The 19,549-nt window shown below is 71.0% G+C and carries 17 protein-coding genes; 5 read left to right on the top strand and 12 right to left on the bottom strand.

The window, feature by feature from the left end:
* Positions 1 to 38 precede the first annotated feature (38 nt).
* The 6 genes from fxsT to FHU34_RS26520 form a co-directional block, all read right to left on the bottom strand.
* The gene (gene fxsT, locus FHU34_RS26495; protein WP_145784938.1) at positions 39 to 3,908 is read right to left on the bottom strand and encodes an FxSxx-COOH system tetratricopeptide repeat protein; all 3,870 of its coding nucleotides are present in this window, start codon (positions 3,906 to 3,908) and stop codon (positions 39 to 41) included.
* Complete coding sequence (locus tag FHU34_RS26500; RefSeq protein WP_145784939.1) at positions 3,905 to 5,176, bottom strand: TIR-like protein FxsC; 1,272 nt, start codon at positions 5,174 to 5,176, stop codon at positions 3,905 to 3,907. The genes fxsT and FHU34_RS26500 overlap by 4 nt, the downstream gene beginning before the upstream one ends.
* Positions 5,173 to 5,832 carry a TIR-like protein FxsC gene (locus FHU34_RS26505; protein ID WP_167524908.1) on the bottom strand — a complete coding sequence of 220 codons (660 nt, stop codon included), beginning with the start codon at positions 5,830 to 5,832 and terminating at the stop codon, positions 5,173 to 5,175. The genes FHU34_RS26500 and FHU34_RS26505 overlap by 4 nt, the downstream gene beginning before the upstream one ends.
* 52 nt (positions 5,833 to 5,884) lie before the next feature.
* On the bottom strand, positions 5,885 to 6,709 hold the full coding sequence (locus FHU34_RS26510; protein ID WP_244311843.1) for an AAC(3) family N-acetyltransferase: 825 nt from the start codon (positions 6,707 to 6,709) through the stop codon (positions 5,885 to 5,887).
* Entirely contained in the window at positions 6,693 to 8,951 is a 2,259-nt protein-coding gene (locus FHU34_RS26515; RefSeq protein ID WP_244311844.1) for an FxsB family cyclophane-forming radical SAM/SPASM peptide maturase, read from the bottom strand. The genes FHU34_RS26510 and FHU34_RS26515 overlap by 17 nt, the downstream gene beginning before the upstream one ends.
* 63 nt (positions 8,952 to 9,014) lie before the next feature.
* Entirely contained in the window at positions 9,015 to 9,203 is a 189-nt protein-coding gene (locus tag FHU34_RS26520) for a hypothetical protein (protein WP_145784942.1), read from the bottom strand.
* A gap of 166 nt (positions 9,204 to 9,369) precedes the next feature.
* On the opposite strand from FHU34_RS26520, the gene FHU34_RS26525 reads away from it, so the two are divergent.
* Entirely contained in the window at positions 9,370 to 9,618 is a 249-nt protein-coding gene (locus tag FHU34_RS26525; RefSeq protein ID WP_145784943.1) for a DUF2277 family protein, read from the top strand.
* 33 nt (positions 9,619 to 9,651) lie between these two features.
* Here FHU34_RS26525 and FHU34_RS26530 read toward each other — a convergent pair whose 3' ends face one another.
* Both FHU34_RS26530 and selD read right to left on the bottom strand, forming a co-directional pair.
* Positions 9,652 to 10,131, bottom strand: a complete 480-nt coding sequence (locus tag FHU34_RS26530; protein ID WP_088990907.1) for a hypothetical protein — start codon at positions 10,129 to 10,131, stop codon at positions 9,652 to 9,654.
* Positions 10,132 to 10,379: 248 nt separating this feature from the next.
* A complete protein-coding gene (gene selD, locus FHU34_RS26535) occupies positions 10,380 to 11,369 on the bottom strand; it encodes a selenide, water dikinase SelD (protein ID WP_145784944.1) in 990 nt (329 codons plus the stop codon).
* 195 nt (positions 11,370 to 11,564) lie between these two features.
* Here selD and FHU34_RS26540 point away from each other — a divergent pair, with 195 nt between their 5' ends.
* The 4 genes from FHU34_RS26540 (at position 11,565) to FHU34_RS26555 (ending at position 14,965) form a co-directional block, all read left to right on the top strand.
* The gene (locus FHU34_RS26540; protein ID WP_145784945.1) at positions 11,565 to 12,320 is read left to right on the top strand and encodes an amino acid ABC transporter ATP-binding protein; all 756 of its coding nucleotides are present in this window, start codon (positions 11,565 to 11,567) and stop codon (positions 12,318 to 12,320) included.
* A gap of 57 nt (positions 12,321 to 12,377) precedes the next feature.
* Positions 12,378 to 13,313: a glutamate ABC transporter substrate-binding protein gene (locus FHU34_RS26545; RefSeq protein WP_145784946.1), complete on the top strand. Its 936-nt coding sequence runs from the start codon at positions 12,378 to 12,380 to the stop codon at positions 13,311 to 13,313.
* 79 nt (positions 13,314 to 13,392) lie between these two features.
* Entirely contained in the window at positions 13,393 to 14,049 is a 657-nt protein-coding gene (locus FHU34_RS26550) for an amino acid ABC transporter permease (RefSeq protein ID WP_145784947.1), read from the top strand.
* A gap of 43 nt (positions 14,050 to 14,092) precedes the next feature.
* The gene (locus FHU34_RS26555) at positions 14,093 to 14,965 is read left to right on the top strand and encodes an amino acid ABC transporter permease (protein WP_145784948.1); all 873 of its coding nucleotides are present in this window, start codon (positions 14,093 to 14,095) and stop codon (positions 14,963 to 14,965) included.
* A gap of 94 nt (positions 14,966 to 15,059) precedes the next feature.
* Here FHU34_RS26555 and rny read toward each other — a convergent pair whose 3' ends face one another.
* From rny to FHU34_RS26575, 4 genes are all read right to left on the bottom strand, one after another.
* Complete coding sequence (gene rny, locus FHU34_RS26560; protein WP_145784949.1) at positions 15,060 to 16,826, bottom strand: ribonuclease Y; 1,767 nt, start codon at positions 16,824 to 16,826, stop codon at positions 15,060 to 15,062.
* 587 nt (positions 16,827 to 17,413) lie between these two features.
* A complete protein-coding gene (locus FHU34_RS26565; protein WP_145784950.1) occupies positions 17,414 to 18,103 on the bottom strand; it encodes a regulatory protein RecX in 690 nt (229 codons plus the stop codon).
* Positions 18,104 to 18,117: 14 nt separating this feature from the next.
* Positions 18,118 to 19,164: a recombinase RecA gene (recA, locus tag FHU34_RS26570; protein WP_145784951.1), complete on the bottom strand. Its 1,047-nt coding sequence runs from the start codon at positions 19,162 to 19,164 to the stop codon at positions 18,118 to 18,120.
* Between the two features lie 184 nt (positions 19,165 to 19,348).
* Complete coding sequence (locus FHU34_RS26575; protein ID WP_145784952.1) at positions 19,349 to 19,549, bottom strand: DUF3046 domain-containing protein; 201 nt, start codon at positions 19,547 to 19,549, stop codon at positions 19,349 to 19,351.

The following is a 19,549-nucleotide window of genomic DNA, read 5'->3' on the forward strand; positions in this document are numbered from 1 at the left end:
CGGGCCGGCAACCCGACCCGGCCACCGGACCAGCCCGGTCAGATCGTGTGCGGGTCGATCACCCGGACCACGAACCGCCGCTCCCGCAGGGTCTGCACGGTCGGGTGCTCCAGGCCGATCACCTCGGCCAGCCGGTCCGCCACGTCGCCGACGTCCTCGCCCGCCGCCTCGCCACCGACCCGCCGCGACACCAGGGCGAGATCACCGAGGCAACGGAGTGTGTCCGGGTGCTCCGCGCCGATCACCGCGGCCAGACGACCGGCGGTCTCCCGCAGGCGGTCCCGGGCCAACTCCCACTCCCCCTCCTCGGCGAGGCACACCGCGTGGTTCACCTCCGCCGCGAGGGTGTGCGGGTGGTCGGGGCCGAGGACCTTCCGCAACTCGCCGGACGCCTGGGCGGCCGACGCGCGCGCATCCGACCTGCGCCCGACCGCGCGCTCGGCGGCGGAGATGTTGCTCAGCGTCGCCAAGGTGTGCGGGTGCTCCGAACCGAGGTGCAGTTGCTCCTCGTAGGACTGCCGGACAGCGGTCATCTCGGTCAGCGCCCGGGCGCCGTCGCCGACGGCCAGCAGGTTCGCCGCACGGCTCGACCGGCACGCCACAGTGTCCGGGTTGTCCGGGCCGAAACGTTCGTCGAGCTCCCGGTAGGCGGTCTCGAACATCGGCGCGGCCTCGGCACCCCGGCCCGCGCTGCGCAGTGACACCGCCAGGTTGACCTGGGCGGCCAGACTCTGGCCGTCGTCCGGCCCGAGTACCTCGCAGTACGTCTCGTACACGGTCCGCAGCAGGGTCGCCGACCTCTCGTACTCGCCGGCCTCCCGCAGGTCACTGCCCAGGCGCACGGCGGACACCAGGGTGTTGGGATGGGTGGGACCGAGCACCAGCCGGCGCCGCTGGTGCGCCTCCTCGTCCCACCGGCGGGCCGCCCGGTAGTCACCGACGAGGCGGTACGAGACGGCGAGGTTGTTGGCGGCGCTCAACGTCCGGGGGTAGTCCTCGCCGAACCTCTGGAGCCAGGAGGCGTAGGTGGACCGGTCCTGTTCCAGCGCCTCGGCGTAGCGGCCGAGCGCGCGCAGGTCACCGCCGAGGCTGCCGGCGGTCATCAGCGTGTGCGGGTGCGTCGCGCCCAACAACCGGCGTTGCTGGGCCAACACCACCTCGTCCAGATCCCGGGCCTCCTCGAACCGGCCCAGGCTGCGCAGGATGTTCGCCCGGTTGAACCGCAGGTGCAGCAGGTGCCGACCCAGCACCGTCGGCTCTGTCTCGTCCCGAATGTCGCCGAGCCGCGCGGCCCAGATCTCGTTGACCTCCCCGCTGAACCCGAGGGCCTGGTCCAGACCGCCCCGCAGCCACAGATAGCGAACCCGATCGATCAGAAGTTGGCCGACCGATTCGTCCGGGCAGGTCAGCGCCTCGGACACCTCCAGGTGCGGCCAGAGCATGCGCAGCCGGGCCCAGGTGGTCGGGTCGTCCACGTCGCCGCGAGGCCGGGACGCGGCGAGCACCAGGTGCACCTGGTGCCGGGCGGCGTCGATCTCGTCCTCGGTCATCCGGTCGCGGACCACCGCCTGCAACAACCGGTGCACCTGGACCCGGCCGCCCTGGACGTCGAGTTTGAGCAGCGCCAGCCGGTTGATCTGCTGGACCAGGGCACCGCGCACGAGCCGCTCCGACACCGACGGGTCGAACGGCACGAGGGCCGCCGCCATCTCGTCGCTGTAGATGAGTTCCAGCGAGATTTCCGGTGCCAGCACCGAGCAGAGCTGCAACAGCCGGTACGCGGCAGGCGCCTGGTCGAGCAGCCGGTTCAGCGACAGGTCCCAGGTGGCCTCGACGGAGAGGGCGCTCGGGCCGTGCCGCTCGATCTGCCGCAGGTAGTCGCCGACCGACGTGCCGGTGTCGGCGAGCCAGGCACCCGCCGCGGCCACCGCGATCGGCAGGTCGCCGAGCGCCTCGGCCACCCGGTCGGCCTCCTCGGCGCTGATCGTGGGCACCCGCTGGGCGAGGTGCGCGACGCTCTCGGTGCGGTCGAAGACGTCCACCTGGATCGGATTCGCCCGGTCACCCCAGGCGCGGTTGCGGGAGGTCAGCAGGACGTGCCCGGGGCCCTGCGGCAGGAAGGGCTCAATCTGGTCGAGTTCCTCGGCGTTGTCGAGCACGACCAGCCACCGCTCGTACGGTTCGCCCCGGCCGAGCACCTGCAGCACGGACCGGACCGTGTCGGGCAGGGTGGGCCCGGCGAGGATGCCGAGGCGACTCGCGAGGTCGGCGAGGGCAGTGTCGACGAATTGCGGCGGGTCCGCCACGATCCACCAGACCACGTCGTACGCGGCCTTGAACCGGTGCACGTATTCCAACGCCACCTGCGTCTTGCCGACGCCGCCCATCCCCTGCAGGGCGACCGGCAGCACCACCGCGCTCCCCCCGCTCTGCAGTTGCGAGCGCAACCGGGCCAGGTCGTCCTCCCGGCCGGTGAACCGGGCGTTCCGGTTCGGGGCGTTGAAGATCAGCGGCTCGGCGCCGGGGAACCGGGCGCTTCCACCCGCCGGCCCGTCCGCCGACGACGGCACCGGTCGACCGACCAGCCGCAGCACCCGCTCCACGGCAGTCGCCGCGCTCACGTTGACCAGGTTGGTGGAACTCTGGGAGGGGAATTCCGTCAGCGGACGCAGGTCGGCGACGTACACCGCGAGCGCCGTGGAACCGGTGCTCGTGTCGCGATCGGGCAGACCGCCGGACGGCGTCGCCACGTAGGCCGGTGACACCACAGTCAACGTTCGTGGCGCCGGCGTGCCGGCCGACCCGACGGCGGTCGTGGGATCCACCACCCGCAGCCCGGCCGAGCTGAGCACCCGTTCCAGCCACTCGGCCCAGATGGCGTCCTCCGGGGCACAGCGAAGCACGATCTGGTCGTCGATCGCCTCGGTGCGCCGGCGGAAACGGGCCTTGCCCCGCTCCCGTACCGACTCGTCCATCACCGGCAGCGCGGTCACCGCGCCGTCGGTGAGGATCCCGGTCAACGTCTCGAACGCGGCCAGCAGTGACGTCGGCGAGCCGGGCGGGTCACCGAACGTGGCAAGGGTCTCCTCGTACGCGTAGAACGGCCGGTACGGGACCTCGACCGCCGCCCAGTACCGCCGCCGCTCGGCCTCGGTCATGCCGGCCGGCAACCCGGCGAACCGGCGCATGGCCAGCAGGCGTCCCGCCTCGGCCCGCTCCTTCTCGGCCTGGTCGACCCGCATCGGGACCGGCAGGACCCGGATGTCGCGCCGCCGGTAGCGGTCCCGTACCGAGTGCGCCACCCTCGCCGCGCCGTCGATGCCCTGGTCACTGAGCGTGAAGCAGTCGACCAGGGTGTCCGGCAGGTGCAGGGTGCAGATGTCGGCGACGTCGCTCAACCCCGTCCGGCTGTCGATCAGGGTGAAGTCGTACTGACGCTTCATGTCCGCGCGCAGCGCCTCGAAGAACTGCGCGCCGCCCAGCCGGTTGTAGAAGTTGTCCCAGTCCAGTCCGCTCACCGAGACCGCGTAGTCACTGTTCTGCCGGCCCGCGGAGAGGAAGTCGAGGCCACCGCCGTTCGGGAAGTTCCAGCGCAGCGAGAACGCGTGTCGGCCGACCCGGGCGAACTGCTCCATCCAGCGGTCCGGTCGGTCGTCGACCCGGGTGGTCTCCCACTCGTAGTCGCGGATCATGTCGATCACACCGCTGGTGCCCTGGATCGCCTCGGCGTCGAGGAACGGGTGGAAGAAGCGGTGCAGTCCGGGCGACTCGAGGTCCCAGTCGGCCACCAGCACCCGCCGGCCGCTGGCCGCCAGGATCCAGGCCACGTTGGCCAGCGCCATCGTCCGGCCCGTCCCACCCTTGAACGAGTAGAAGGTGACGACCTGGCCTTCGCGATCGTTGTTCATCGGTTATCTCCGTGGGGACGCAATGGGGCCGGGTCATCAGGCGGGGACGCGGGGTCGGTGGGAGCGGCCGGGCCGGCGGCGGACAGGCCGTCACGCAGGCTCGGCACCGGCTCCGGCGGTGGTTCGAAGGGGACCACCGGGCCGTACTTGAGGAACTGTCGGCGGGCCTCGGTGACCAGCGCCGGCATCAGGTCGACGAACTCCGGCACCGTGCACGCGCGCTTGACCTGGGGCAGACCGGCGTCGTGCAGCAGTTGCGTGACCTCGGTCGCCCACCGGCTGGCGTCCTGGGTGTCGTCGTCGTCAGTGACCACCAGCGGAACGACCCACTCCCGCAGGCCGTGCAGCATGCGGGCAAGGACTTCGGCCGCGTCCGGCGCCGCAGCGATCCACGGGTCGACCAGCAGCACGGCGGGCCGGCGACCGAGCAGCCCGGCGGCCTGCGCGAAGTCGGCCGTACGGGCCGACAGCCCGAGTCGCTCGGCGGTGCTGGCTGCGTACTCGGCGGCGGGCAGCTCCTGGCGACGCCCGTACGGCCGCCAGAGTCGGCCGCTGGCCGCGTAGCCGGTGGGGTCGCGATCGGTCGGCAGATGGTCCCGGGTCGGTGCCAGCACGGCGACGACGAAGTCCGGGTCGGTCGTCCCCGGGCGGACGACCTCGTCGAGGCCCGGGGCGCGGGACGGGCCCAGCGGCCGCCGTTCGGCGGTGTGCACGATCCGGCTGGCCAGGCGACTCAGCAGAAGCTCGTACTGCTCCCGGTACGGGGCCAGCATGCAGAACGCGCGCAGGCCGTCATCGGCGTACTCCGGGACGTCGCGGCCCAGGTCCAGGGCGCCGTCGAGCTCCGGATGGGCCTCCCACGGGGGGAACGGGATCCACAGCACCGGAACGAGGTGGCCGGTGGCGACCCGGGCCGACCCGGCGGCGGCCAGCCGGGCCCGGAAGGACTCCTGCTCCCCCAACGCCCAGGGGCGGCTGAAGTAGCCGGGCGAGTAGAGCGGGACGAAGACCTCGGCGTCGCCGAGCGCCTCGGCGAGAGCTGCCTTCCAGTCTGCCCCCAGCGGGATCTGCTGGTCGAAGAAACCGATCCTCATCCCCGCCACCGGTCGCGCCTGCCGACGCACCTCGTCGGTCAGGTCGGCGAAGAACTTGCCGACCCAGACGTCGGCGTCGGCGCGGGCACCCGGCGGTGGTGCCGAATGCGCGTAGCTGAGGAAGAAGTACGTTCCTCGCGACGCCTGTCGACGCCGGTCCGCCGGCGGGCTCATCCCCGCTCCTCGGCGAACCGGTTGCACAGCTCGTCCACGCTCGTCGGCACCCAGGGCTCCACCAGGTACGACCGGTGGATGGCCACGATCCGCTGTGCGAGCCGCCAGACCACCGCCCGGTACGCGTTCTCCCACTGCATGGTCAGCAAGCCGTAGACCCCATCCCGCTGGTAGTGCACCGCGATGTCGGGATCCGGCATGGCGGTCGGGGTGAATCGTTGGATGTCGCGCAGCACCCGGGGCAGTGCCGTGCCGTTCGTCGGCGACCAGGTGACCGGCACGATCGCCGTCTCGTGCGGCGAGGCGGAGCTGTGCCGGGGGACGATCCGTCGGCGGGAGAACGCGTCCCACTCGCGACCACACCACTCGCTGCCGAGCAGCGCGCTGGACACCAGCGGGACGAAGACCTGGCAGGTGCCGGCGGCCTGGAGCAGCTCCGGACTCCAGCGTTCACCACCGGCGATGGAGGTGTCCAGGAAGCCGGCGTCCACACCGGTCACCGGGCCGACCAGCTCACTGACGTGGACGGAGACGTCCTCGAAGAACCGGGAGACGTACTCGGCGGGTTTGCCGGTGGCCCGGCCGATGGGCGCCCGCGAGTAGCTGATGAAGAAGAGTGGCGCGCGCGTCCTGGAGGGTGCGTCCACTGTGCTCACCGCAGCCCCTCCGCCCTCCCCACGCGGCCGGACCATCAGCGTAGTCCCCGCGTCAACGCCGCACCGCCAGGCGGTTCGCGGCGAACCAGCCGACGGCGAAGTCCACTGCGGCTCGTGCCGGCAGCAGGCGAGCCTCGGCCCGGCCGACCCGACCGCGCTGGACGAAGGGCGTGTCGTCGAGTGCGGCGCCGACCTGGGGGAAGTCGGTGTCGTCCAGGTCGAGCGCGTGGAAGTCGAGACGGACCCGACGCCCGTCGACGAGCCGGAAGCAGTGGTAGTCGCGTTCGGGCGGCGGCACCGGCAGCCGGTACTCGGCCAGGTGCAGGGCGCTGCACGCCTCGTAGCCCGCGCCGAGCAGCAGGATCTGCCCGTCGGCCGCGTACAGGTTGCCCACCGGTGACCGTTCCCCCAGGTGGCAGGTGAGGTCGTGGCCGTCGGTGAGCTGACGCGCCCGAGGGCCGAGCGCGGCGAACGAGGTCTGCGGGTGGTCGCTGCGCACCGCGCCTGGCGCGCAGCGGACGTACTCGGCGAGGGCGCCCATCCGCTGCGAGGGGGTGGTTCGGCGGTCCCAGCCCGGCAGCGCCGCCTCGTAGCGGTCACGCTGCGCCCCGTCCATGCCGGCGACGGCCGCCAGGTGGGCCCGGGAGGTCGTCGAGTTGCCGTCGGTCTGGGTGGGCACCAGCAGCGTGCCAGCGGGGCCGAGGACGTCCCGCAGGGCCCCGGCGAGGGTCGCCGGGCCGTGCTCCAGCGGGCCCACCTGCCGCAGGCCGCAGTGCACCACCAGGCACACACCCGGGCGGACCCCCAGCGCCCGCAGGTCGTCGGCCAGGCGGGGCCGCCCCAGAGTGGGCCAGGGCCGCTCATCGGGACCCGACACGGGTCTCCTCCAGCGCGTGGCGCATCCGCTCGACGAACCGCTCACCAGCGCCGGTGAGCGATCGGCTGGCCAGGAGAGCGTCGACGCCGGCCCGGGTCCACGCGAGGTAGCGGGCGGTGTGCTCCGACGCGTCCCCGCCCTCGGTCTCCGCCCGCGACCGCCACACCTGGGTGACGGCCAGGTGGGCGTACACCCCCTGGAGGACGCCCTCGGGTGGCCGCGGATCGGGACGCCACGGCACCCGGATCAGAGTGCCCTGACCCGGCGCGACCAGGTCGTACCGGTCGAGCACCGCGCCAAGCTTCGCGTGCTGCCACTCGTGCACGAGCAACACCGCCACCGTCTCCGCGTCGGGGTGTGGGGTGACGGCGACCGCGCCGAACGCGTGCCGGGCGGTCGCGCTCCGCAGGGGTCGCTCCGGATCGGGCATCAGCGGCACGACGGCCCGCAGGCCGCCGTCGAGCGCCGCGCCGTGTGCCGGCACGTCGCGGTGCACGACCTTCCAGGCCTCGGCGAGGGTACGGCCCAACGCCCGCACCGCCGGGGCCGTGAGGCCAGGCGCGACCGACTGGCCGTAGCAGTCGCGGTACGGGTCGTCGTCCTCGATGAGCAGCCGCCCGCCGGGCACCAGCACGTCGCGTGTCGGTCGCCAACCGGCTGACGGCTCACGCGAGTCGAGGTGAACCGTCCCGTCCGCCGAACCACCCCGGACCCGGAAACCCCCGGGCTGGACTGTCACCTCGGCGCTCTCCCCCAGGCCGGGCAGCACCAGACTGCCGAGCGTGGGCACCGTGATCACGTCGGGCCGCACCGGAACGTCCAATGTGACGGGTACGCCCGCCCGGACGGCTGCGGCGACGGCGAGGGCCGGCAGCGGGTCGACTGCCTCGCGGGCACCGGATCGGGTCGACGGGTCGAGACGACGCACCAACCGCGGACGGACGAACGGGTGTTCCAGGACCGCTCGGACCGCCGTCGGCGCCGTCACCTCGAGGTCGGCGAGCACCTCCCAGGCGGCCGTGGGGCCGAACATCTCCCGGCAGGCGGTCACCAACATCCGGGTGATGGCCACCTGGTCGTCGGCGAGCCGTCTGACGGTCTGCGGCGACCCGTGCCCGGTCGCCAGGTCGTCCAACAGGTCGTCGAGCGGCGTGGGGACGGGCGACTCGTGGGAGGGCTCCGTATACGCGTCCACGCCCTCGATCAGGCGGAGCAGGTCGGCGCAGTAGACCGAGGGGTTGTCGAAGCCGGCGCCGGTGCGCCAGCGGTGGGCGTACAGACCGCTACCGCACCGGTCGACCACCGGGCAGGCCCGGCACGTCGCACAAAGCCCCTCCATGCCCTCCTGGCGGATGGCGACACCGGGGTGCCGGGCGGCCTCGTCCACCGAGTGAACGAACACGTCGAACCCGGTGTCGGCAGCGCCGTGGTACGCCGTCTTCAACGAGTCGACCTGCTCCCAACTGCCGTCCGCCTCGACGACCAGCACGTCGGCCGGCGCGAGGCCGAACGCCTCGGTGCCGCCGCCACCCGGCCGCAGCGCCTCGAACAGCCGGAAAGACCCGGGGCGCCCGTCGTCCACCCACCTGCTGTGGATCCGGAGAAGCCAGTCCGCGTACGGGGTGGCACCACCGGGCCGCTGCGGCGGGTCGTCCCAGGTGGCGTGTGGCAGCAGCAGGTCGACCCGGGGCGGACTCTCGGCCACCAACGCCTCGTACACCCGGTCGGGGTCGTTGCGGACGTCGACGGTGCACAGGATGCCGGCGTAGCTGCCGCGGAACTCCGGTTGCCGGAGCAGGGCCAGGGCCCGCCGAACGTGGTCGTGGCTGCTGCCGCCGTGGGCGAAGACCCGGTGCCTGTCGTTCGCCGTACGATCGCCGTCGAACGACACGCCGACCCGTACGCCGTACTCGACGAGCAGCCGGCACAGGTCCTCGTCGAGCAGTACGCCGTTGGTCTGCATGCGCAGGTCGAGTCGCGTCCACGGGCTGATCGCCGTGCGCAGCTCGGCCAGCACCTCGCGCAGCCCGGCGGCACCGAGCAGCAGCGGTTCACCCCCGTGCAGCACCACGTGCACGGTCGGCAACCCGTGCTCGCGGGCGTGCTCGGCGATGCGCCGTGCGGCGGAACGGGCCGTGGCCGGTGCCATCCGCACCGGTCGGCCCCGCCAGGTCTGGTCGGCGTGCTGGTAGACGTAGCAGTGGTCGCAGCTGAGGTCGCACCGGCTGTGCACCTTCAGCACGAACTGGCTGATCCGCCGGCAGGATCCATCCGCTCCGGGTGCACCGCACCGGCAGGTCATCTGTCAGATGGACGAGTTGAAGGCGGCGACGGCAACACTGCCGGACGCCTCGGACTGGCCCGCGACGACGCGTCTGCGGACCGCCTCGACCAGATCGGCGTGCTCGACGGCGATCCGCTCCAGCGGGGTGTGCAGGCTGCGGGTGAGGTCATCCAGGTCGGGACGGGGTGAGCGGGTGGGGGCGTGGTCCACAATGAGTCTCCGGGGGCCCGGGGCGCGGGGAGCGCGAGCGACGACAATGGCTCGAAAGGCTCTGGTCCGTGCCCAGGATAGACAAATATCGACCAAGTGTCACCGTCGGTACAGTCGTCGGCACCACGGGTGGCAGACCGCCGGACCCGACAGAGGAGGAGCGCACATGTGCCGGAGCATCAAGACGCTGCGTGAGCCGTTCACCCCGCAGGTGACGGACGCGGACGTCGAGGCGGCGGCGTTGCAGTACGTCCGGAAGATCTCTGGCTTCCGGGCGCCCGCCGCGCACAACGCCGCCGCGTTCGACGCCGCGGTGGCCGCCGTGGCCGAGGCGACGCGCACCCTGCTCGACCAGCTGGTGGTGCGGGGTGCCGGCTCGGGCACCCCGGACCGGCGGGCCGCCGCGTCCCACTGACCGCCGGATCGCCCGGCCCGACCTCTTACGAGGTCAGGCCGCGGCGAGCGCCGGGGCGATCGTGTCGGGCGCCCAGCGCGAGCGGTGGCACTGCGACCATCCCCGGCAACCCGGGTCGCCCAGCGTGCAGAGCCGCTTGCGGGTGAGCACCTCACCGTCGTCGGTGTCCCGCACGTCGAAGTGCACCGGGCGCACCGTGCCGTCCGGTGCCACGAGCAGGTGCCGGCCCGCGTCGAGCGTGTCGTCGCGCAACAGGCAGTTGCGGCCCAGCAGTCGAGCGAGCGCGGCGATGCTGGCGTGCTCGGGGAGCCGCTCGGGCACCCCGTAGATGTCCACCACCGTCGCAAACTCGCCCGGCGCCTCCCAGACGTCGCACACCACCGCGTACGCCGGCAGCCGGGCCGGATCGGCCACCGCCAACGGCATCACCACCCGACCAATGGCCTCGGCCAGCGCCGGGTAGACCTGGACGGGTTGAGCCCCGTCGATTCTCCAGTTCCACAGCTCGGTCATTTCGCCTCCTCGCTGCGTTCGTCCCCACCGGCCTCCGGATCGGGCCTTACTGACGATGGTGGAGGGCATTTGACCCCAGCCGGGCGCAAGTTACCGGTCTGTGACCATTCCGGGCAAAATTTCCCTGAGCGGCATTGCTCGGAGTAGCGGGAAGGTGACAGTTTATCGGGTACGGTGCGCCAGCCGCACCACCGCCGCCGCGTGTCCTCACGTTCCTCGCCGACGCCTGCCGGGGTGTGACGGATCGGTCAGCGCAGGACGACCAGGTGCTCGCCACGCGGCAGCAACTCGCCCACCACCGGGGCGCCGGGCACCTCGCCGGCCACCAGCAGGCCGCCGGAGGTCTGCGCGTCGGCCAGCAGCAACCGCTCGTCCGCCCCGACAGAGCCGAAATCGGTCCACGGCGTCACCCACGCCAGGTTGCGCTGGCTGCCGCCGCTGACGTAGCCGTCGCGCAACGCCTCCCGGGCGCCCTCCAGGTACGGCACCCGGGCCGTGTCGATGGCCACCGTGAGCTGACTGGCCCGCGCCAGCTTCGAGGCGTGCCCGAGCAGACCGAACCCGGTCACGTCGGTGCCGCACCGGATGCCGGCGGCGACCGCCGCGCGGGCGGCGTCCCGGTTGAGCGCACTCATCGACGCCACCGCCTGCGGGAAGCTTTCACCGGTGTTCTTGTGCCGGGTGTTCAACACACCCACCCCGAGCGGCTTCGTCAGCGACAACGGCACGCCGGCACGCCCGGCGTCCAGGGTGATCAGCTCTTCGGGCCGGACCGTGCCGGTGACCGCCAGCCCGTACTTCGGGCCGTCGTCGTCCACGCTGTGCCCACCCGCCAGGTGGCAGCCGGCCTCCCGCGCCACGTCCTGCCCACCGCGCAGGACCTCGCCCGCCAACTCCATCGGCAGTACGTCGCGCGGCCAGCAGAGCAGGTTGAGCGCCACCAGCGGGGTGCCGCCCATCGCGTACACGTCGGAGAGCGCGTTGGCCGCGGCGATCCGACCCCAGTCGTACGCGTCGTCGACCACCGGAGTGAAGAAGTCGGCGGTGCTGACCAGACCGGTCCGCTCGTCCAGGCGTACCACCGCCGCGTCGTCGCCGTGGTCCAGCCCGACCAGCAACTCGGCGGTGCCGGTCGCCGGGCCGAGACCGGCCACCATGATCTCCAACTCGCCCGGAGGAATCTTGCAGGCGCAACCACCGCCGCGGGCGTAACGAGTCAGCCGTACCGGTTCGGTCATTCCCTCATGATCTCGACAACGCGCCACGATCGCTACCGCTGCCACCCAGACGGTGACCGAAATCGGACCCGCGACGACGATCGTGACCGGTGTTACCGCTCCGTGACCCGCTGAGTTGCATTCCGCCACATCAGGCCGCCTACAGTGGCCGCACCGGGGGTCAACCGACCCCGATCCGGGAGACGACAGGGGACGGTGGACGACGTGACGACGGGCGAACCGCTCATCGTGCTGGACGCGGTCAACAAGTGGTTCGGGCCGCTGCACGTGCTGGACGACGTCTCGCTGTCGGTGGGTCGGGGCGAGGTGGTCGTGGTGATCGGCCCGTCCGGCTCCGGCAAGTCGACGCTGTGCCGCACCATCAACCGACTGGAGCCGATCACCTCCGGCACCATCACCTTCGACGGCCAGCCGCTGCCGGCCGAGGGCAAGCCCCTCGCGAAGCTGCGCAGCGAGGTGGGGATGGTCTTCCAGTCCTTCAACCTCTTCGCGCACAAGACCATCCTGGAGAACGTCACCCTCGGCCCGATCAAGGTCCGCAAGGAGAAGCCGGCCGCCGCCCGTGAGCGCGGCCTGGCCCTGCTCGACCGGGTCGGCATCGCCAACCAGGCGGACAAGTTCCCAGCCCAACTCTCCGGCGGGCAGCAGCAGCGGGCGGCCATCGCCCGGGCGCTGGCCATGCAGCCCAAGGCGATGCTCTTCGACGAGCCCACCAGCGCCCTGGACCCGGAGATGGTCGGCGAGGTGCTGGACGTGATGACCTCACTGGCCAGCGACGGCATGACGATGGTCGTGGTCACGCACGAGATGGGCTTCGCGCGGCACGCCGCCAACCGGGTCATCTTCATGGCTGACGGCAAGCTCGTCGAGGACGCCTCCCCGGCGGAGTTCTTCGAGAACCCGCGCAGCGACCGGGCGAAGGACTTCCTCTCCAAAATCCTCACGCACTAGGCGTCCGTAGTGGAGCGCGCCGCACCTCGGTGGGCTCCGTTGAAGAAGGAGAAGAGTATGCGTATGAAGCGCGTGGCGGCGGTCGCCATGATGGCCTCCCTCGCCCTGTCGGCCGCCGCGTGTGGCAAGGAGGGTGAGCCGACCCCGAGCGCGGGCGGCAGCGCCTCCGGTGCCGCCCAGTCGGACACCTGCAAGAGCTCCGGCGCGACCTTCACCCCGAAGACCGACGCAGCCATCGCCGGCAGCCCGACCTTCGAGAAGATCAAGACCGCCGGCAAGGTCTCCGTCGGGGTCAAGTTCGACCAGCCGAACCTCGGCTACAAGGACGCCCAGGGCAAGCGGTGCGGCTTCGACATCGAGATCGCCCAGTACGTGGCGAGCACGCTGGGCATCGACCCGGCGAAGATCGAGTACAAGGAGATCGCGTCGGCCAACCGGGAGACCGCGATCAAGGGTGGTGAGGTCGACTACTACGTCGGCACCTACTCGATCACCGACAAGCGCAAGAACGACATCTCCTTCGCCGGCCCGTACTTCGTTGCTGGCCAGGACCTGCTGGTCCGCAAGGACGAGTCGTCGATCACCGGCAAGGACACCCTCAAGGGCAAGAAGGTCTGCTCGGCCACCGGCTCGACCCCGATCCAGAAGGTCCGCGACGAGGGTCTGACCGAGCCGAACAACATCGTCGAGTTCAAGACCTACTCGGAGTGCGTCTCGCAGCTGCTCGACAAGAAGGTCGACGCCGTCACCACCGACGACGCCATCCTCAAGGGCTACGCGGCGCAGAGCCCGAGCGAGCTGAAGGTGGTCGGCCAGCCGTTCAGCACCGAGAAGTACGGCATCGGCCTGCCGAAGGACGACAAGGCGCTGCGCGACTACGTCAACAACCAGATCGAGGCGTCGTTCGGCAACGGCACCTGGCAGAAGATCTACGACGGCACGCTCGGCCTGTCCGGGTCGGCCGGCACCCCGCCCACCCTCGAGCGGTACTGATCAACCGGCTCGACACGAGTGGTGACGCCGGACGGGGCTCGCCCCCGTCCGGCGTCCGTCCGAGGACTGAGAGCGAGGCATGGGCGAGTTCTTCCGCGTACTGACGGACAACGGGCAACTGTTCGTTGACGGGTTCACCAACACCGTCAAACTTTTCCTGATCGCCGCGGTCGGCAGCCTCGTCCTCGGCATGCTGCTCGGCGCGATGCGGGTCTCCCCCGTGCCGGCGCTGCGCGCGTTCGGCGCCACGTACGTCAACCTGGTGCGCAACACCCCTCTGACGCTGGTCTTCGCGTTCCTCGTGTTCGCGGTGCCGAAGCTGGACGTCAACATCGACTACTTCGCCAGCGCCACCATCGCGCTGACCGTCTACACCTCCGCCTTCGTGTGCGAGGTGATCCGCTCCGGTGTGAACACGGTCGCCGCCGGTCAGGCCGAGGCAGCCCGCGCGCTCGGCATGACCTTCGGTCAGGTGCTCACGCTCATCGTGCTGCCGCAGGCGTTGCGGGCGATGGTCCCGCCGATGGTGAGCGTGTTCATCGCGATGCTGAAGAACACCACCATCGCCGCCGGTTTCTCGGTGCTGGAGGCCGGCGCGATCCCCGCGTACATGGCTGAGCGAGGCGAGCCACAGTTCGCCGTCCTGCTCTGGATCACCATCGGCTTCCTGATCCTGATTCTGCCGCTGGTGGCGTTGCAGCGGTTCCTGGAGCGCAAGTGGAGGGTGGCCCGATGAGTGAGTTGACGAGCCGGGTCATCGCGAGCGGAAGGTGGCCGAGTTGAGCCAGGCGTCGATCCTCTACGACCTGCCCGGGCCACGCGCCAAGCGGCGTAACGCGATCCTGGGCGTCGCCTCCACGGTCGGCATCATCGCTCTCATCGCCTTCATCGGCTACAAGTTCGCCGACACAGGTCAGTTCGAGGCACGCAAGTGGGAACAGTTCCAGTACGCCTCTGTGCAACGCGAACTGCTCGCGGGCCTGGGGGCAACGCTCAAGGCGGCCGGCATCGCCGCGGTCCTGGCGCTGATCTTCGGTGCCTTCTTCGCCAGTGCCCGACTGAGCGACAAGTGGTATCTGCGTAGCCCGGCGACCTTCGTCGTGGAGCTGTTCCGGGCGATCCCCCTGCTCATCCTGATCTTCTTCGGCTATTACGTGCCGCTGCAGTACGGCTGGTCGATCGACAAGCTGTGGGCGCTGGTCATCGGCCTCATGCTCTACAACGGCTCGGTGCTCGCGGAGATCTTCCGGGCCGGCATCAACGCCGTCCCGTACGGGCAGACCGAGGGCGCCTACGCGGTCGGCATGCGCAAGAACCAGGTGCTGCGGCTGATCCTGCTGCCGCAGGCGGTGCGGTCGATGCTCCCGGCGATCGTCAGTCAGCTCGTCGTGCTGCTCAAGGACACCGCGCTGGGCTTCATCATCACGTACCCCGAACTGCTCTTCGTGGGTAAGCAGATCGGCGGCCGGTTGCCGTTCGGGCTGCCGTACGTGCCGACGTACCTGATCGTGGCGGCGATCTACATCGCCATCTGCGGTGCGCTGTCGGTCCTGGCCTGGTGGTTGCAGAAGCGAATGAGCCGCACCCCACGGACGGCGGCAAAGGTGCTGCCCGCCCAGAGCGTCGGCGAGGACTCTGCCCGGATGATCTGACCGGACGGGCCGCCGGGTCGCCTGGCGGGTGATCGAAACGAGTGCGTTGATATCGGGGTGTCCTTCGTCAGGGACACCCCGATATCTCTATCTCTCAGCGGGCGATCTCGGTGACCCGGGACTCGCGGACCACTGTGACCCGGATCTGACCCGGGTAGGTCAGCTCCTCCTCGATCTGCTTGGCCACGTCGCGGGCCAACACGGCCGCTCCGATGTCGTCGACGTCGTCCGGCTTGACCATCACCCGGATCTCCCGGCCGGCCTGCATGGCGAAGACCTTGTCCACGCCGAGCTTGCCGGCCGCGATCTCCTCGATCCGCTCCAGGCGCTTGACGTACGCCTCCAGGCTCTCCCGACGCGCGCCCGGCCGACCGCCGGAGCAGGCGTCGGACGCCTGGGTGAGGACGGCCTCGATGGTCTGCGGCGGCACCTCGTTGTGGTGCGCCTCGATGGCGTGCACCACGTCCTCGTGCTCGCCGTACTTACGGGCCAGATCAGCGCCGATGATGGCGTGGCTGCCCTCCACCTCGTGCGTGAGCGCCTTGCCGATGTCGTGCAGGAACGCCGACCGCTTGATGATGGGCACGTCCAACCGCAGCTCGGCGGCCATGATGCCGGCGATGTGGGCGGTCTCGACCAGGTGCTTGAGCACGTTCTGCCCGTACGAGGTGCGGTAGCGCAGGCGGCCGAGCAGGGTCACCAGCTCCGGGTGGATCTCGGTGATGCCGACCTCGACCAGGGCGTCCTCGGCGGCGCGGAGGCAGAGCTCCTCCACCTCCTGCCGGGCCAGGTCGTAGACCTCCTCGATCCGGTGCGGGTGGATCCGCCCGTCGAGCACCAGCTTCTCCAGCGTCAGCCGGCCCACCTCCCGCCGGACCGGGTCGAAGCAGGAGAGCAACACCGCCTCGGGGGTGTCGTCGATGATCAGGTTGACGCCGGTCACCGACTCGAAGGCGCGGATGTTGCGCCCCTCCCGACCGATGATCCGCCCCTTCATCTCGTCACCGGGCAGGTGCAGGACGCTGACCACGCTCTCCGCGGTCTGCTCGCTGGCGACCCGCTGGATCGCGTCCACCACGATGTGTCGGGCCCGCTGCTCGGCGGTGTTGCGCGCGTCGGACTCGATGTCCCGTACGAGCAGTGCCGCCTCCCGCTTGGCGGACGTCTCGATCGCCTCGACCAGCTCCAGTCGGGCCGACTCGGCGGTGAGCCCGGCGACCCGCTCCAACTCCCGACGGCGCAGTTCCTCCGACTCGGTCAGCTCGACGTCCCGCTGGGCGAGCGCTGACTCCCGGGCGGCGAGGTCGGCCTTCGCGGCGGTCAGCTGCCGCTCCCGCTCGGCGAACCGCTCCACCTCCTCGGTGTGCATCCGCTCCCGCTCGTCCATCCGGGCGGCCCGGCGTTCCACCTCGGCGGCCTGCTCCCGGGTGGTGGCGGCCAGCACCGCGACCTCCCGCTCGCCGCTGCGCCGCGCTGCCGTCCGCAGCTGCTCGGCATCCGCCTCGGCCTGCTTGTGGGCGCGCTCCAGGACGGTGTCCGCCTCGGCGCGGGCGTCGTCGAGCACCCGACGCGCCTCGGCGCGGGCCGCCTTCGCCTCCGCCTTCGCCGCCGCCGCCTCGGTACGGGCTGCCGCTGCGGCGGACTTCGCCACGTCGATCGTGCTGTTCGCCTCGTCGGCCGCCGTCCGCAGGGCAGCGAGCGACTGCTCCTGACGATCCTTCTCGGCGATGAAGGCGGGATCCTCCGGAGCCGGCCCGGCACCCATCCGGCGCATCGTCCGGATGCCCACCAGCACGGCCCCGATCACCACCACCGCGAGGACGAGGACGGCCGCGAGGAGCACGACATCGAAGGCGTTCATGCCGGGACCCCGTCGGGTCTACCGGTGAACCTGTGCCGCCGCCCCGCCATGGCCGCCTCCCCTAACGTCGAGACCGCAGCGACCGTGCCGGGGCACACTCCTGCGGCTGTGGACGCCCGACCGGAGCGGCTGGCCGTGGGTAGCTCTCTCCGCCGGCGGTGCCCGCGGGCAACGTCGGCGACCGGGTGCAGTTGTCGCGGCGTCCCGGACCGGCCAGTCCGGAGCTGCCGCCAAAGGCCGCGGAGTCGGCCAAAGTGATGCTGTCTTGTTACGCGATCTATGTTGTGCGCTTAGCCTGCAATGGTCGGGCAATGTGAGCCTGTATGGCGAGGCTAGGTCTCCGGGGGTGCTCTGGTCAAGGACTCATGATCAAACCCCCCGAACGGAGAGAAGTTGAATCGTCACCCAAAGCTGATGTCGTTGCGGACACAGGGTGACAAAAACCGCGACCTGGCAGGCTCGATTGACATGTCGTACCTGTTCAGGGACGACGACACAGTGGGCAGAGCCGACTTTGTGACAACCATGACGTCGACACCGAGCCGCCGCCCGCCGTCACCGTCGAGCCCGACAGCCCCGCGGGCCGGTCACTCCACCGCGCGGGTGTCGCGGTCCAGGTCGCCCTCGGCGTCGGCGAGCGCGTCGGCGTCGATCTGCTCGGCGAACTCGGCCGCCTCGGCGCTCTGCGCGGCCAGCGCATCCTTCACCGCCCTGATCGCGACCCCCGGCGGGTAGCCCTTGCGGGCCAGCATGCCCACCAGCCGGCGGAAGACCGCGTCGGGCTCGCCTCGAGCCGTGCGCAGCTTGCGCTCCACGAGACCGCGGGCGGTGTCCGCCTCGGTCTCCTCGTCCAACTCACCCAACGCCTCGGTGGCGACGTCACCGTCGACGCCCTTTCGGCGCAGCTCGTTGGCGAGGGCACGGCGAGCCAGCCCGCGACCGGTGTGCCGACTGGACACCCACGCTCGGGCGAACGCGGCGTCATCGATGATGCCGACCTCGTCGTACCGGTCGAGCACCTCTGCCGACACCTGCTCCGAGATGCCCCGCTTGGCCAACGCCCCGGCCAGCTCGGCCCGGGTGCGTGGCCGGACGGCGAGTTGGCGCAGGCAGATCTCCCGCGCCACCTCGGACTCGTCGCGCGGTGGGGGCGCCGGTTCATCCGCCGACGACTCGGCCCGACGCCCCCGGCGGGGACGCGGTGGGTCAGCGGCGTCGCCCGCACGGGGCGGACTGGCATCCCAGCCCCGCCCTGTACGGGCGCGTCGTCCTGCCATGGGTCAGCGACCGGTCAGAAGTCGACCGGCGGCAGCTCCGGGCCACCGGCGGCGTCACCCGCGCCGACACCGACGCCGAGCTTCTCCAGGATCTTCTTCTCGATCTCGGCGGCCACGTCCGGGTTTTCCTTCAGGAACTCCCGGGCCTTCTCCTTGCCCTGACCGAGCTGGTCGCCGTCGTACGTGTACCACGCTCCGGACTTGCGGATGATCGCCTGCTCCACGCCGACGTCGATCAGCGAGCCCTCACGCGAGATGCCCTTGCCGTACATGATGTCGAACTCGGCCTGCTTGAACGGCGCGGCCACCTTGTTCTTCACGACCTTGACCCGGGTGCGGTTGCCGACCACGTCGGTGCCGTCCTTGAGGCTCTCGATGCGTCGCACGTCGAGCCGGACCGAGGCGTAGAACTTCAGCGCCCGACCACCGGTGGTGGTCTCCGGGCTGCCGAACATGACGCCGATCTTTTCCCGCAGCTGGTTGATGAAGATCGCCGTGGTGCCGGTGTTGCTGAGCACACCGGTGATCTTCCGGAGCGCCTGGCTCATCAGCCGGGCCTGGAGGCCCACGTGGCTGTCGCCCATCTCGCCCTCGATCTCGGCGCGCGGCACCAGGGCCGCCACCGAGTCGATCACGATGATGTCCAGTGCGCCGGAGCGGATCAGCATGTCCGCGATCTCCAGCGCCTGCTCGCCGGTGTCCGGCTGGGAGACCAGCATCGCGTCGGTGTCGACACCGAGGGCCTTCGCGTACTCCGGGTCGAGCGCGTGCTCGGCGTCGATGAAGGCGGCGATGCCCCCGGCCCGCTGGGCGTTGGCCACCGCGTGCAGTGCCACCGTGGTCTTACCGCTGGACTCGGGACCGTAGACCTCGACCACCCGGCCACGCGGCAGACCGCCCACGCCGAGCGCCACGTCGAGCGCGATGGAGCCGGTCGGGATCACGGCGGTCTGGATGACCGGCCGCTCCCCCAGCCGCATCACCGAGCCCTTGCCGAATTGCTTGTCGATCTGAGCGAGAGCAAGGTCGAGTGCCTTCTCCCGGTCAGGCCCTGCTGCCATGGTTGCCACCCCTGCCTTCGCCGGCGTCTTTGCTGAGCTTCGCGTCACGCGGACACGCTAGGCGCTAGGTCCGACAGAAAACCAGCCGACGGGCCGCGAGCTGTGGACGAGCACCCCGCTGTGGACAATAGCCGAACAGGTGTACGACTCGACAAGCGACACGCGGAAGTGATGAAAAGGCTGCTCAGCGTAGTCGGGCGGGCACTCGGTCGGGGTACGCGGCACAGACCGCCCGCCACACCACGTTCGTCCGCTCACCCGACGCCAACGCCTGCTCGATGGTCCGTCCGTCGAGCTGGGACAGCACCTGGTCGCGGGCGATGCTCGCCGCGTAGCCGGGCCCGAACGCCTCCTCCAAGCGCGCCCAGAAGTCGGTCAGCCGCAC

The organism is Micromonospora taraxaci (assembly GCF_007830095.1).
Classification (GTDB): Bacteria; Actinomycetota; Actinomycetes; order Mycobacteriales; family Micromonosporaceae; genus Micromonospora; species Micromonospora taraxaci.